Source organism: Aliiglaciecola sp. NS0011-25 (assembly GCF_040370605.1).
In the GTDB taxonomy this organism is placed as follows: Bacteria; Pseudomonadota; Gammaproteobacteria; order Enterobacterales; family Alteromonadaceae; genus Aliiglaciecola; species Aliiglaciecola lipolytica_A.
In genome coordinates this window covers 80,898-96,541 of record NZ_BAABWR010000013.1, presented here as the reverse complement: position 1 = coordinate 96,541, position 15,644 = coordinate 80,898, and the positions used below count along the sequence as shown (strand labels likewise).

Here is a 15,644-nt window from a genome sequence, read left to right as displayed (position 1 = left end):
GTGCTAGGATAAAAACTCGGTGAAAATTAGTACATTTGATAAAAACGAAGTCTAGATTCTATTTTTTAGAACCAAGCTTGGATGGCATCAATAACGTTATACTGCCCATCAACTATTAACATTTTTCGCCATTTATCGAAGGTGGTACATGGGTGAGAAATGCCAACAGCAACCATATCTCCGGGCGCTAAACTGTCATCAATAGGTACCTTTAAAAAACAATGTTGATCATTAATTCGGGTTATTTGGTAATTTGTGTGATCAATAGGGGTTATCTTCGCAGTCAATTTCGATTTGGCATACAAGGGTTTTGGCAATCCTTTGTCATAGGAAAAATCTCGTTTGCCTGCACCTAAAATAACGACTCCGGGTTCTGGTTGAGACAACACATAACACCAAACTTCAATTGCCGACTCAGAAGCAGGCAAAGTCAGTTGCGCGCTGCCTAACCTGTCATCAATAGCCATGGAGGCCTTTTCGTAGACGCCAGAGTCACTGAATAAGTAACACCCACTTCTAAGCACAATTTTTGCGTCATACTCGTGTTGCAAACGGGCAAATGTTAGCGCACACATATCGTAGTATTCAGAACCACCAATACTGATAATCAACGACTGCGCAGGCACTATGGTTTGCTGTTCTATAAATGCACAGATGGTGCTATCAAGTAAGCTCAAAAAGTCCTGAACGCTACTTTGTTTTTGCTCATCAGAGCCCTCAAAAACGGCTTCATACGCGCTGAAGCCGGCAATTTCCCATTGATTAGTGTAAATGGCCTCGATTAACGTTTTAGCCGTAGCGGCTTCTCGTACGCCGCACCGTCCACCATAAGCCCCTAATTCGATTAGTAATTTTAGCCGACCACGGTTTTTTATATTCGCCGCTTTTAACAATTCGAAAGCATCTAAAGAATCGATAAAAAGGTACATAATTAAATCAGGGTATTCTGCCAGTAGTAACTCAACCTCTTTGATATTTGCTCGGCCAACTAACTGATTGGCAAATATTATATGTTTGGCCCCCATCTGTGCAGCTAACCTTGAATTGGTCACGTTTGCCACCGTTAAACCCCATACACCATCGGCTAACTGCTCAAAAATCAACTCAGGACTCATGGTCGTTTTGATATGTGGAGCAAGCAACAAATCGTTGCGCTCAAGCCATTGATTCATCCGCAGACTATTTTGTAGCAACGCATGTTTTTTAATTATTGCACAAGGCAGAGGCAAATCTTCTTGCAGAATATTCCAGCCTGCATTGGCTATTTGTTCACGACTAAACTGTTGTGCGTGAAAAGGTATTCCCTTAAATAGCGGTTTCGGTTGGTAAGAGTCCATTAGCGTCCTTTGAATTTCAACGTTACTAAATGAATGTTAAGGGTGAGTAATTATTCTATGTTTAAGTTCTATAGATGTTAATCAAGGTCAGTTCAACTGGGAATTTAATAATTCAAATACAGCATCTGCCCCTTGAGGTTGATGGAATAGATACCCTTGGTATAGATCGCAGCCCATATTTTGCAAAGTGTTAAATTGAGAATGCGTTTCTACCCCTTCGGCAACCGTCATCAAATTTAGGCTTTTGGCTAAATTAATAATGGTAGCGCAAATCTCTGCGTCTTCGGTTTTAGAGTCACACTCATGGACAAAAGAGCGGTCTATTTTCAGAATATCTAGCGGCAATTTTTTGAGGTAGCTTAGGGAAGAATATCCTGTGCCAAAATCGTCAATGGAGACTTTAATGTGAAGGCCTTTTAATTCCTGCAAAATGGCGATGCAACTCTGTATATCTTGAATCAAGATACCTTCAGTAATTTCAAATTCGAGCAGTTCACCGGGTATTGAAAACTGCTTTAGCAGTTGTTTAATGTGACGAATAAAATCCTCAGCAACTAATTGGCGACCTGAGATATTGATAGCAACAGGCACCACATTCGAATTATGGTCGAGCCAATAACGTAGTTGTTCAAGGACTTTAGTCATCATAATTTCACCAATTTGCACAATCAAATTACTTTGTTCGGCAATCGGGATAAATTCGTTCGGGGATATTTCATCCGAACCTTTTTGCTGCCATCGAATCAAGGCTTCTAATGATAATATCTCACCATCTGCTTTAACTTTCGGCTGATAAACAACACTGAATTCATCTTGTTCGATGGCTTGTCCAATTTTTCTTTCAAAGCTCATCTCTTGTTGTGCTTTTTGTCCCATTTTTTCAGTGTACAACTTGAAATTATCACGGCCATAAAATTTTGCGTTGTACATGGCAATATCCGCTCTTTGGATTAATTCCTCTGTGCCCAGTTCGCCGTTGGTAGATACTGCAACACCAACACTAGTGGCAATTTGATAGTTTTTACCATTCAAGGTAATGGGTTCTCGCATGATAGACAGAATTCGCTGCGCTTTTTCAGTGATTAATTGTTGATTCAGCTCCCCGGTCATAACCACGATAAATTCGTCACCACCAAGGCGCGCAATAATATCTTCCTCACGACAAATTTCTTTTAAGCGATTGGCCACCTGACACAATAGGTAGTCACCGGCTTTGTGCCCCAAGGTATCGTTAATCTTTTTAAATTTATCCAAATCTAAAAAGAATAGCGCAATAACCCCCATGTGTTTTTTCGCTTTTGCCACTTGGTAATTTAATTCAGTGATCAAATGGGTGCGATTAGATAAATGGGTTAACGGGTCGTGATATGCCAAAAAATTTAATCTAGCTTGAATTTTTTGTTGTTTGGTGACGTCTCTTATATGCAGAGTAAATTCATTAATAAGACTATTATTTAATTTACTACTTGTAATAGTCACTTCAGCGGGAAACGTTTGCCCTGCGGCACGCTTTAACTCTATTTCACTGCGCCGGTTAAGTACTAAGCCATTCGCTGAGACAAACTGCAGTTTTAAGCTCTCACTAAACTCCACTATATCTTTATCTAGCGCAAAACTATTAATAAAACTTTGCCCCATGACTTCGGCTTTCAAGCAGCCAAATGTTCTCTCTGCTGCAGGGTTAAACTCAATAATGTTTCCCTGCCAGTCAATAGAGACAATACAATCCATTGATGAATCTAGAATGGCACTCTTACGCCTTTCACTTATTTTAAACTGATTTATTGCCTTTTCACGCTGGGTCATCTCTTTTGACACTTTACTGATGACTTCGTTATATTTGCGCGCTATTTGACCTACTTCAGTAAATGGCTCTTCTTTTACTTGAAGGGTGAAATCGCCTTTATTTTGATGATTTTGCATATCATCCAGCAAGTCTATTAATTCAGTGGAAGCTTTATGTTCACTGATATTCAGGCCACTAAGTTCATGTTCTCTGGTTACTCTTAATGGCGATATTTTATTCAAAATTAAGAGTATGAAATAACAGCTTAAAAAACTAAATAAGCCAATCACCACTACCCCCAAAAGTTGAATTGTGAGCTGCGACATAAATGATAAGCCAGTACCTAACTTAGCTTGTTCGCCAAAAAAGGCGACCGCCAGAGTTCCCCAAATGCCGGCAAATAGGTGAGTAGGAATAACGTTTAAGGCATCATCAACTTTAAGCAAGTCCATTAATTTAGAACCGTAATGCACGACTATACCTGCTACAACACCTATTATTGCGGCGTCCACAGGTGCTACCGCATGACAACTCGCCGTTATCGCGACTAAACCGGCAATAATGCCATTTAAGCTCGCCCCCATATCCACATATTTTTTGGTTCGCAAATGAATAAATGTGGCTGTTAACCCACCCCACATAGCAGCAAGACAGGTGTTCAGAATGATATAAGGAACTTGCTCATCAAATTTCAAAGTACTGCCGCCATTGAACCCAAACCATCCAAACCAAATAAGTAAGGTTCCCATGGCAGCCAAAGGTAAATTGCTACCTGAAGGAAATTTGCTATTTGCTTTAAACCTGTCGATTCTTGGCCCAACAATTAAGACGCTGGCCAAAGCGACCCACCCACCTACCGAATGCACCACCGTTGAGCCAGCAAAATCCACAAATCCCAAAGATTCAAGCCAGCCTCGATTATCAGGATTGTATACACCAGCCCAAGCCCAATGCCCTACAAAAGGGTAAATTAGCCCGCTTAAAATCAACGTGATATACATATAGCTGGAAAACCGAGCGCGCTCAGCAATAGCACCAGAAGTTAAAGTCGCTGCGGTGCTACAGAACATCATTTGAAATAAGAAGAAGGTGATTTGAAAAGAAGTATTCCCCTCGCCAAAAGCAAAGTCGCCAGTTCCAGCCCATCCCCCTAGACTTGGACCAAACATAATACCAAAGCCAAACAACCAAAAAATACTAGCGGATACAATGAAGTCACCAATATTTTTTGCAGCGACATTTATACTATTTTTGCTGCGCGTTCTGCCGCTTTCTAGACACAAAAATCCTGCTTGCATTAAAAACACAAACATCGCTGACAAGAGCAGCCAAAAATTATCAGACAACCGATGACCCTAAAAGTAGTATATTTCAGTTAGTAAACGGTCGCTTTTGCAAGAACTATTCCCGCTATATTCCCTTAGCAAAGTCCCATTTAATGCGGTTAAACTGCAATACACCACCAAAACTGTGCAACCAGTGTTCAAGTTTTGTGCATTACATCCAAATTAGTGCGCAACAAGATGCGAGAGAATTTCACGTATTTTAAGATTATCGAAAACTGACTGAACAGGTAATTTTTGAAGACTGCCAAGTTAGCCAATACTGTCACTTTTTGACGTAGACCGCATTGGCGAGTTTTTCAGCAACAATCTCTCTAAAAAATTGCCCAAGTTCGCGAAAGAATACCCGACCTGGCGCGGTATTTCGCCAGATAAAATGTTGCACACGAGTAATTGGCGTGTCTAACAACTCACACACATGAAGTTCATTTGGACGATGTAATTCAGAGTGCACATATAGCCCAGGTAAAAAAGCGACACCCACTCCCATCACGACCATTTGTCTGAGCGTATCTAAACTTGTGCCCTCGTAATCCCGATACATCTGTGCACCAATTTGAGCACAAATAGTTTGAACTTGATGATGGAAGTGATGGTGACCTTCTAACGTCAGCACCTTTTCACCTTGCACATCAGAGGGTTTTACAAACTCTTGACCTGCCAAAGGATGATCTCCAGGCATGACCAACTTTAGCGGTTCTGTAAATAGCTCAGAAACGATGAATTGCGTGGATTCATGAGTTGACGGTGATATAATTAGGTCGTATTGACCGTTAAGTAAACCTTCTTCCAACTGTTGCGGAAACTCTTCTCGCACGTAGAATTTTAATTGACTAAAACGCCGATGTAATTCAGGCAATACAAATGGTAACAAATAGGGTCCCAACGTAGGCGGAACGCCCAAGCGATAGGTAGTTGAGGCTCCATCAATGAGTTCACGTGCAGTGTCGTTAAAACGTTGACCTGCGCGTAAAACCTCTTCTGCAAGCGCAAGTAAAGTATTCCCCTGAGGGGTCAGTAAAGTGCCGCTTCGATTGCGTTCAAATAAACTCAAGTTCATGTTTTTTTCAAGGGCTTGAACTTGTGTAGTTAAAGTAGGTTGACTGATTCCCAACGATTGTGCAGCGCGTCGAAAACTCAAACTTTTGGCGACTGCCACAAAGTATTTTAGTTGATTTATGGAGGGATATTTATTGTCTGTAGTCATTTTGTAACCTGTTGGTATTAATGAGTTCTCATGGAGTTCTCTTAGAGACCCCTGATAGCAAAAAGCTATCGCGACAACAAGTATACTTCTATCTGACTATCAGGTAAAACTAAAAACGTTGTTCGATTCGTAACAAGTATTTTTAAACATTTTATAGGAGTGACTTTCATGGACCACGTAATTTCTGGTGTTGCTAAATTTCAAAAAGAAGTCTTTCCTGATAAGAAAGCAACTTTTAAAAAGTTAGCGAATGGGCAAAACCCTGAAGTATTATTTATTACCTGCGCCGATTCGCGCATTGATCCAAATCTATTAACTCAAACTGAACCTGGTGAACTTTTCATTTGTCGTAATGCGGGCAACATTGTCCCTCCTCACAGCAATGTCACCGGCGGAATAACCGCATCCATTGAATTTGCAGTAGCAGCGTTAGGTGTTTCACATATTATCGTCTGTGGACACTCTGATTGTGGCGCAATGAAAGGTGCTTTGTACCCTGAAAAACTTGATGGATTACCCCACGTAAAAGAATGGTTATCCCATAGTCGCTGTGCGTCGGAAATAGTCAAAGAAAAATATGGCAGCCTATGTATGGACCATTTGGAAAAGTTAACTGAAGAGAATGTAGTACAACAATTACAACATCTTCGTACTCACCCATCTGTTGCGGCCAAGTTAGCCACCGGTCAAGTGAAACTGCACGGCTGGGTTTACAATATCGAAAGCGGTCAAGTCCTTAGTTATGATCCACAAAGCGCTAAGTTTACACCATTGGGCCAGACACAAACCGAAGCCAAATTGTCTATAGCGTAAAGACATACAAGGTACTTATATGAAACTAGATTTATCCAATTTGAAGGGTGATATTACCGGCGGTCTTACCGCTGGTATTGTTGCTCTTCCACTAGCTTTAGCCTTAGGTGTCGCCTCAGGTTTAGGGCCAATGGCAGGCCTTTATGGTGCTATTGCCTTAGGCTTTTTTGCCGCCCTGTTTGGCGGAACACCTTCACAAATATCAGGTCCAACGGGTCCGATGGTAGTAGTGTTAGCGGGTCTTTTTGCCAGTTTATCTGGTGATGCTGCGTTAATTTTTACGGCTGTTATGTTAGCTGGCCTTTTCCAAATTGTGTTTGGTTTATTAGGGGTCGGTCAATACATTCGATTGGTTCCCTACCCGGTAATTTCTGGTTTTATGACTGGAATTGGCGCAATTATTATTATTCTCCAACTCGGTCGACTGTTGGGGCATGAGCCTCCAAGCGGGACTATTGGTGCATTAAGCTATATTCCGACAGCTTTGGCAGACATTAACATTGCCACTTTGATATTAGGTATAGGTACCTTACTCATCGCTTACAAATGGCCGCCAACTTTAGGTAAATACATACCTGGACCATTAGCGGCACTGGTAATTGGAACGCTAGCAAGCTTTGCTTTTTCCAACGTACCAGCACTAGGTAATATCCCTACCGGACTACCGAGTTTGCATCTGCCGGTTTACGAACAAAGCCAATTCTTTCTAATCTTAGAAGCCGCTTTCATACTTGCTATTTTGGGGGCCATAGACAGCTTGTTAACCTCTTTGGTGGCTGACAACATGACTCGTACTCGCCATGACAGTAAAAAAGAACTTATTGGTCAAGGTATAGGTAATACGGTTGCTGGCTTAATTGGTGGTATTGCTGGTGCTGGCGCAACAATGCGTACTGTTGTAAATATCAGAACCGGTGGTAAAACCCGAATCTCTGGGATGGTTCACTCCCTTGTATTACTTGCTGTAGTGCTAGGATTAAGCCCACTTGCCGCGAGTATCCCCCATGCAGTTTTAGCTGGGTTATTGGTGAAAGTAGGTCTGGATATTATTGATTGGAGTTACCTAAAACGAGCTCATAATGGTCCTCGTTGGGACTTTGCATTGATGATTCTTGTATTGGGCCTAACTGTATTTGTTGACCTTGTCACAGCTGTGGGTGTGGGAGTTGTATTGGCGGCATTGGCATTTGTTCGTCAAATCGCTCAAATACAGATCGAAGATTTAAAGAAAATCCCCGACACGCTGAACGACCCTAAAGAAAATGCGCTACTTACACAAGCTGACGGTAGAGTAAGTATCTTTAGTTTCGGCGGACCGCTTAGCTTTGGTGCTGCGGCCGATGTTGGACACCATGTGCGTGACAAAGTAAAACCAGGTTCACAGGTATTAATCATGGACTTTACCCGAGTCCCCACAGTTGATGTATCAGCTGGGATGGCAGTTGAAACGGTTGCCACCGATGCTAAAAGTGCTGGTAGAAAGTTGATTATTTGTGGTGCTAATGATGCGATTAAAAAGGTGTTGAAAGGAATTAATGCCGCGCAAACAGACGTTGAGTCTTTTGATAATTTGCTGGGCGCATTGGAATATGCAGTCGAAATTATTAATAAAGACCCCAACTCACCTAAAGCGTTATCTAATTCTACAAAGTTAGCAGGAGCTCAATAGGCTGACAGCAGGATAATTAGACTTAACCTTAAAGGTAAATAATAGAAAAGCGCTGCATCCTTTGGATCCAGCGCTTTTTTTGTTTATCCGTATACCGGAAATTTAGCGGTAAGTTGAGCAACGTTAGCCTTAACTTTTTCGCTTATGCTAGCGTCTTCAGGATTATCTAATAAATCACATATCCAATTTGCCAAATCGGTTACGTGCTCAACTTTAAACCCTCTAGAGGTCACTGCCGGCGTACCAATGCGAATTCCACTGGTCACAAAAGGTGATTGTGGATCATTGGGCACGGTATTTTTGTTAACGGTTATGTTCACCGAACCAAGCAACGCGTCAGCTTCTTTTCCTGTCATTCCTCGGGCAATTAAATCCACTAAAAATAAATGATTGTCAGTGCCACCAGAAACCACACCATAACCACGCTTTAAGAAAACATCCGCCATCGCCCGCGCATTATCAATCACTTGTTGTTGGTAAGTCGTAAATTCAGGGGCTAACGCTTCTTTGAACGCCACTGCTTTTGCGGCAATTACGTGCATTAATGGGCCACCTTGAATACCGGGGAAAATTAAAGAGTTAAACTTCTTTTCCAGTTCAGGGTTTGACTTACACACTATTAAGCCACCACGGGGGCCACGAAGGGTTTTATGAGTAGTAGTAGTAACTACGTCTGCGATTGGCACAGGATTAGGATACAGACCCGCTGCAACCAAACCTGCCACATGGGCCATGTCTACAAACAAGTAGGCACCAACGCTTTGTGCGATATCTTTAAATTTCTGCCAGTCAACCACACGGGAATAAGCAGAAAATCCTGCAACAATCATTTTAGGTTGATGCTCTTGCGCCAATTCAGCCACTTGTTGATAGTCAATTTCACCGCTGTCGGTATTTAAACCATATTGGATCGCGTTATATAACTTTCCAGAAAAATTCGGTTTTGCACCGTGGGTCAAATGACCACCGTGATCCAGACTTAAACCTAAAATTGTATCGCCGGGCTTAAGTAGTGCCATGTAAACAGCGGCATTTGCTTGCGAACCAGAATGCGGTTGTACATTCGCGTAGTCTGCTGCAAATAGTTGTTTAGCACGCTCGATTGCTAACGTTTCCGCTTTGTCGGCAAATTCACATCCACCGTAATAACGTTTGCCAGGATAGCCTTCAGCATATTTATTGGTTAACACGCTACCTTGTGCTTCCATCACCGCTTTACTTGTATAGTTTTCTGAAGCTATCAATTCGATATGCGCTTCTTGTCGTTTTTCTTCATCTTCGATTACATCGAAAATCTCAGGGTCTACAGCTTTTAACGGGTTATTTAGTTGCATCATTATATGTCCATTGCCTTTCCAGAAACTCTATGCTAGAACTACACAGGCAATAAATAAAATTAATAATAAATATGAGCTCATAAGATTTTAATATGGCTTTAATAAGGCATAAACTAAAAAAATGCCACCCCACTTTACAGGAGTGAAGCCATGAAAAATTTATCTATCGATTTTCTACGTTCATTTGTGACTATTGCGCAAACAGGCAGCTATACCATGTGCGCAGAGCGGCTTAAACGCACGCAACCTGCTATCAGTTTGCAGATAAAAAAACTTGAAGAAGTTGTTGGTGAAAAACTTTTTTTGCGTGAAGGGAATCGACTTACCCTAACGTTAGCCGGCAGTAAGCTATTAGAATTTGGCATGAAAATACTTATGCTAAATGATCAGGCAATGGCCGAATTTGGTAAACCGCAAGTCAGCGGAAACATCAAATTGGGAATTCCAAGTGAGTTCTCCACAACTTTGATGCCTAAGATAATTCGCCGATTTACCCACACTTACCCGGAAGTCTCCTTAGAAGTGCATTGTGCGCTAAGCAAAGACTTGGTTTGTGAGCCCCTTAAAAGTCAATTTGATCTAATATTATCCCTACAGGAACAACCCGATCCTGATCAGGAAGGTTTTATCATTACCGATCAGTTAGTTTGGGTGGGCAGCCAAAGATACGTTAATAAAGTGCCAAATAAACTTCCGCTTATTGCAGCCCCCGCCCCTTGCATTTATCGCAAACGGGCAACGAATGTTTTAGGCAAGTGCAAAAAACAGTGGCAAATTGTGTATACCATCTCCGATTTAAACGGTATTCAGGCGGCAATTAACGAAGATTTAGGTATCACAGTATTAGCAAGAAGCACAGTGCCACCCGGCCTTTTTGTGTTGCCACCGCAAGCCGATTTACCTGATTTAGGTTACATTGGCGTATGCTTGTTGAATCCACAGAAAGTGCGCTCCGAAGCCATTGAGTTACTGGCCAAAGATATGGTTGCACAATTGGCGATTTAAACAAACTGAGTATTTAGCTTGATGAAAGTTGATGATGATCGCAGATTAAAAGTAATTATCTAAAAAAACAGCACCTCAAGGTAAACCTTGGGTGCTGGAAATTGCTCTAGGGAGCACACACACGAACACAAATTGCTATTATTATTTATCTACCACACTTTCCTATCAGACCTAACTAGGGTTTAGCTTTAACGGTTGGATATTTCACACCAAGCTGGTCCATATAAGTTTCATATTTATCCGCATCATAGTAATAAGCCCGCATTTTCGCTCGATAACGCTGCATAATCTCCTCGTTTAGCTGAGTTTGCGGTTTGTCATCTTTGCGCAGTAGCGACTGGTATTTAACCTCTTTCGTTTGTACATCGGTAAAGTAGTCAGACACCTCTTTCATTAACTGCGGATCAGTAAATAGATCGATCATGGTCATCCCGTGGGCTTTCGCTCCTGCAATAATACCTTTATGAGCGATTGGCGTAGCCATCGACACGGCATTAGACCAATGATGACCTGGCAAATTAGGAATATTAGATGGATACAACATAAAGATTGTAGGTACACTCCAAGAGACATCACCTACATCATCAGATGGGCCACCGGTCGGTACTCTGGGTTTGATGGGCTCGCGAATCGGCATTATGTTGTTAGGCAACCCCACAGCATCGGCACCAATTTCAATCTGTACCGCTTTTGCTAAGGTAATGTCATCGGCAGACCATTGAGGCATGCCAACTGCTTTAATATTCTCATAAGCACGCAGTGCCATAGGTTTATTAAAATGACCTGGCCAAGCCGTTCCCATAACAACTGAATCCCAGCTGGTGTCAGTCATTTTTGCAGCACCCTCGGCTATCTGATCACCCACTTCCCACAATGCTTTTATGTGGTCATAATCCATTTCACGAAAATAGTACCAAGCTGAGGCTTTAGAAGGCACGACATTAGGCTGGTCTCCGCCATCTACCGTAATCCCATGAATTCGTTGTGCCAAACGTAAATGTTCTCGACGGTAATTCATACCAACACTCATCAGCTCTACTGCATCCAAAGCGCTTTTACCTCGCCAAGGAGCACTTGCGCTATGGGCCGATTCACCGTAAAAATTGTACTTAATAGATACCAAGCCAGACATGCCGACTTCACCATAAAAAGTTCCAAAACCACTGCCTACATGGGAGTAAAGCACCGCATCGACATCATCAAAATAACCGTCACGCACATAATAAGCTTTGGTAGCAAGTTGCTCTTCAGCGACCCCTGGCCAAAGCATAATAGTGCCTTCGATTGCATGTTCAGTCATATAATCTTTCAGCGCCAATGCAGCAATGATATTCACTACTTGGCCTGAATTATGGCCTTCACCATGACCAGGCGCCCCATCAACAATAGGTGCATGGTAAGCAACACCCGGCTTCTGAGAGCCTTTTGGGATGCCATCTAAATCAGTCCCCAAAGCAATGACCGGCTTCCCTGAACCCCACTTTGCTATCCATGCAGTAGGAATATCAGAAATGCCCGTTTCAACGGTAAAACCTTGTTCGCTTAGAAACTGAGTAAGGTAAGCCGAGGTTTCCACCTCTTGAAAACCCAACTCGCCAAAGGAATATAGCGTGTCATTCATAACTTGCGCTAACTTCCCTTGGCTATCGATTTTAGCCACAATTTGATCTTTAGCCGCTTGACGCTCGCTGTCACTTAAACTCGCCGCCGTACTTTGACTGATTCCAGCAATTAAAATTGCCATCACACTCAAGGTTGTCGGTGTTTTGCGGTTCAGAAATTTTGAGATAAAGCGACTTTTCATTATTTTTTCACCATTGGGTATTCAATACCTAATTGCTCTAGGTAAGTGTCATACTTTTCAGGATCGTAATAAAAAGGTCTCATCTGTTCACGAAACTCGCTCATGATCTCTTTATTCAAATGAATTTGCGGCACATCGGTATCACGTAAAAATGATTGATACTTAGTATCTTTGGTTTGTACATTATCGAAATAATCTTTCACTTCAGCCATTAACGCAGGGTCGGTGAATAAATCGATCATGGTCATTGCATGGGCTTTTGCTCCGGCAACAATACCTTTGTGAGCAATAGGCGTTGCCATTGCTACCGCATTTGACCAATGATGTCCGGGCAAATTAGGAATGTTCGATGGATATGACAACCACATTGAAGGGGTTACCCAAGATATGTCACCCATATCATCAGAACCACCACCGGTCATAGTTTTAGGATCAGGTGGCGCAACGATTGGCATAACGTCTGACGGTAAACCAGTTTCTGGCGCGCCAATCTCTTTTTGCAGTGATTTGGCAAGGGTAATATCAGCTTCAGACCATTCAGGCATACCCACTTTTTGGATATTCTCAAACGCTCGCATTGCCATAGGTTTATTGTAATGACCTGGCCATGCTGTGCCCATCACCGTAGAATCCCACGTGGTGTTAGTCATCAACGCTGCGCCTTGGGCAATCTTATCACCCACTTCCCAAAGTGCTTTTACATGTGGATAGTCTAATTCTCTAAAATAGTACCAAGAAGTTGCTTTAGAAGGCACTACGTTTGGTTGATCGCCACCGTCTACAACAACAGAATGGGTGCGCTGTGCGATGCGTAAATGTTCTCGACGATAGTTAATACCAACGCTCATCAGCTCAACAGCATCTAATGCACTTCTGCCGCGCCAAGGCGCTCCAGCACTGTGGGCAGATTCGCCATAAAAATTGTATTGAATTGACACCATACCTGAGAAAAATGGATTGCCATAGAAGGTACCAAAACGGTTTCCAACGTGAGAGTAAAGAACCGCATCTACATCGTCGAAATAACCTTCACGCACATAATAGGCTTTAGTGGCAAGCTGCTCTTCAGCTACCCCAGGCCACAGCATAATAGTGCCTTCTATATTGTTTTCAGACATGTATTCTTTTAATGCCATGGCGGCAAGAATATTAACGACTTGGCCGGAATTGTGCCCCTCGCCATGGCCGGGTGCGCCTTTGACGATAGGATCATGATAAGCCACACCGGGTTTTTGTGAAGCTTTAGGGATGCCATCCAAATCAGTCCCTAATGCAATAACGGGCTTACCAGAACCCCAGGTCGCGACCCATGCTGTGGGAATACCAGCAATACCCTTTTCTATTTTAAAACCTTGTTCAGCTAAGTGATTAGTCAGATAAGCGGATGTTTCAAACTCTTGAAAACCAAGTTCCCCGAATGAAAAAATCATGTCGTTCATGACTTGCGCAAGTTTTGCGTTTTTATCGACTGCAGCGACAACCTGCTCTTTTGCTGCTTCGCGCTGTGCTTCGGTGAAAGTGGTGGCGAATGCGCCTTGTGAAAAAATTAAGCCAAGCAATACTATGCCTGTCTTTTTGGTGAAATTCTTTGTACTGAAATTTAACATGTTGAAGTGCTCCGAGACCTTTGCTAATAGTGATTAATGAAGATCACTACTGTTCGAACAAAATTTTCATTGGCAGCGTTACCACTGCCAATGAATGACTTGTTTTACGGCTTTTTAACGGTAGGATATTCGATACCTAATTGTTCGAGATAGGTATCGTATTTGTCAGGATCGTAGTAGTACTTTTCCAGTTCAGATTTGTACGTCGCCATAATTTCTTTGTTTAAATGAATGGCGGGCTTATCTTCTGGACGTAACAAAGGAGTATATTTGTCTTCTTTGGTCTGCACATTTTTATAGTAGTCCCACGCCTCATCCATCAATGCACTGTTAGTCAACAAATCGAATAAGTTTAGGGCTTGAGCTTTTGCCCCAGCCACTATTCCTTTATGCGCGATTGGGGTTGCCATAGCGACTGAGTTAGACCAGTTATGACCCGGCAAATTAGGGATGTTAGCTGGATAACGCAAGGTTATTGTTGGTACTTGCCAAGAAATATCACCAATGTCATCTGAGCCACCGCCTGTAAGTTTGGCAGGATCGGGTGGGTCTAATAACGGATTGAGTTCGGTTTTCAGACCTTCTGGCGCAACGCCAATTTCAGACTGTAAAGCTTTAGCCAGAGCAATATCATCAGCAGACCAATCAGGCATTCCCACCATTTTGATATTTTCGTAAGCATCTTCAGCTATGGCTTTGTTCATATGCTGTGGCCAGGCTGAACCTAACACAGTAGATGACCAAGAGGTATTACTCATAAGAGAAGCCCCTTCCGCCATTTTGTCACCAATCTCCCACAAGGATTTTATATGTGGAAAATCTGTCTCTCTAAAGAAGTACCAGATACTTGCTTTAGAGGGCACAACATTGGGTTGGTCACCACCGTCAACGATAATAGAATGTATACGTTGTGATAAACGTAAGTGCTCTCGGCGATAGTTCACCCCAACACTCATTAATTCTACAGCATCCAATGCACTGCGACCGCGCCAAGGAGAACCAGCACTGTGCGCTGATTCACCAAAGAAGTCATATTGCACTGACACTAGACCGTTTCCACGACCGGCACCCCAACTCGTGCTGAAACTATTGGATACATGTGAAAACAATACTGCGTCAACATCTTTAAAGTAGCCGTCACGGACGTAATAAGCTTTAGTCCCTAACTGCTCTTCAGCCACACCAGGCCAAATTTTAATGGTGCCGTCGATGTCATTTTTTTCCATATACTCCTTCACCGTTAACGCCGCAAGGATGTTAACGACCTGGCCTGAGTTATGGCCTTCACCATGGCCAGGAGCACCTTCAATAATAGGATCGTGATAAGCCACCCCAGGCTTCTGAGAAGCCTTAGGAATGCCATCAATATCTGAACCTAGAGCGATGACAGGTCCGCCATCTCCCCAGGTTGCCATCCATGCAGTTGGAATACCGGAAATACCGCGTTCGATAGTAAATCCATTGTCTTCCAATATTTTGGTCAGGTAAGCAGAGGTTTCAAATTCTTGAAACCCCAGCTCTCCGAAACTGAAGATCATGTCGTTCATGACCTGCGCTTGTTTAGCTTTAGCACCTACTGCATCAATCAGTGTCATTTTTGCTTCCATACGCTCAACCTGAGACATATCTTCGAAAGCAGCGGCAGACCCAACAATAGACGCCATGGTTAAACCAATTACGGTGTTTAAAACTGTGCGTTTAAACATGCTTTTGTCCTTTTTGATTAACTTTTTGTT

The 15,644-nt window shown here is 42.5% G+C and carries 10 protein-coding genes; 3 read left to right on the top strand and 7 right to left on the bottom strand.

Annotation, left to right across the window (positions count from 1 at the left end):
* Nucleotides 1-65: 65 nt before the first annotated feature.
* From ABWV72_RS12795 to ABWV72_RS12785, 3 genes are all read right to left on the bottom strand, one after another.
* Nucleotides 66-1,337, bottom strand: a complete 1,272-nt coding sequence (locus tag ABWV72_RS12795; protein ID WP_342804918.1) for an alanine racemase — start codon at nucleotides 1,335-1,337, stop codon at nucleotides 66-68.
* Nucleotides 1,338-1,424: 87 nt separating this feature from the next.
* Nucleotides 1,425-4,469 (bottom strand): ammonium transporter, encoded by a 3,045-nt coding sequence (gene amt, locus ABWV72_RS12790; protein WP_353370950.1) that lies wholly within the window; start codon nucleotides 4,467-4,469, stop codon nucleotides 1,425-1,427.
* Nucleotides 4,470-4,731: 262 nt separating this feature from the next.
* Nucleotides 4,732-5,673 (bottom strand): hydrogen peroxide-inducible genes activator, encoded by a 942-nt coding sequence (locus tag ABWV72_RS12785; RefSeq protein ID WP_353370948.1) that lies wholly within the window; start codon nucleotides 5,671-5,673, stop codon nucleotides 4,732-4,734.
* Nucleotides 5,674-5,841: 168 nt separating this feature from the next.
* Between ABWV72_RS12785 and ABWV72_RS12780 the strand changes: the two genes are divergently transcribed.
* A complete protein-coding gene (locus ABWV72_RS12780) occupies nucleotides 5,842-6,486 on the top strand; it encodes a carbonic anhydrase (RefSeq protein WP_216047103.1) in 645 nt (214 codons plus the stop codon).
* Nucleotides 6,487-6,505: 19 nt separating this feature from the next.
* The gene (locus ABWV72_RS12775; protein ID WP_353370945.1) at nucleotides 6,506-8,155 is read left to right on the top strand and encodes a SulP family inorganic anion transporter; all 1,650 of its coding nucleotides are present in this window, start codon (nucleotides 6,506-6,508) and stop codon (nucleotides 8,153-8,155) included.
* A gap of 83 nt (nucleotides 8,156-8,238) precedes the next feature.
* Here ABWV72_RS12775 and glyA read toward each other — a convergent pair whose 3' ends face one another.
* Nucleotides 8,239-9,492: a serine hydroxymethyltransferase gene (gene glyA / locus ABWV72_RS12770; protein ID WP_303500834.1), complete on the bottom strand. Its 1,254-nt coding sequence runs from the start codon at nucleotides 9,490-9,492 to the stop codon at nucleotides 8,239-8,241.
* Between the two features lie 150 nt (nucleotides 9,493-9,642).
* Between glyA and ABWV72_RS12765 the strand changes: the two genes are divergently transcribed.
* Complete coding sequence (locus tag ABWV72_RS12765; protein WP_216047106.1) at nucleotides 9,643-10,497, top strand: LysR family transcriptional regulator; 855 nt, start codon at nucleotides 9,643-9,645, stop codon at nucleotides 10,495-10,497.
* Nucleotides 10,498-10,672: 175 nt separating this feature from the next.
* Here ABWV72_RS12765 and ABWV72_RS12760 read toward each other — a convergent pair whose 3' ends face one another.
* From ABWV72_RS12760 to ABWV72_RS12750, 3 genes are all read right to left on the bottom strand, one after another.
* Entirely contained in the window at nucleotides 10,673-12,301 is a 1,629-nt protein-coding gene (locus ABWV72_RS12760) for an amidohydrolase (RefSeq protein ID WP_252728819.1), read from the bottom strand.
* A complete protein-coding gene (locus ABWV72_RS12755; RefSeq protein WP_216047107.1) occupies nucleotides 12,301-13,908 on the bottom strand; it encodes an amidohydrolase in 1,608 nt (535 codons plus the stop codon). The genes ABWV72_RS12760 and ABWV72_RS12755 overlap by 1 nt, the downstream gene beginning before the upstream one ends.
* 104 nt (nucleotides 13,909-14,012) lie before the next feature.
* Entirely contained in the window at nucleotides 14,013-15,614 is a 1,602-nt protein-coding gene (locus tag ABWV72_RS12750; protein ID WP_216047108.1) for a peptidase dimerization domain-containing protein, read from the bottom strand.
* Nucleotides 15,615-15,644 lie beyond the last annotated feature (30 nt).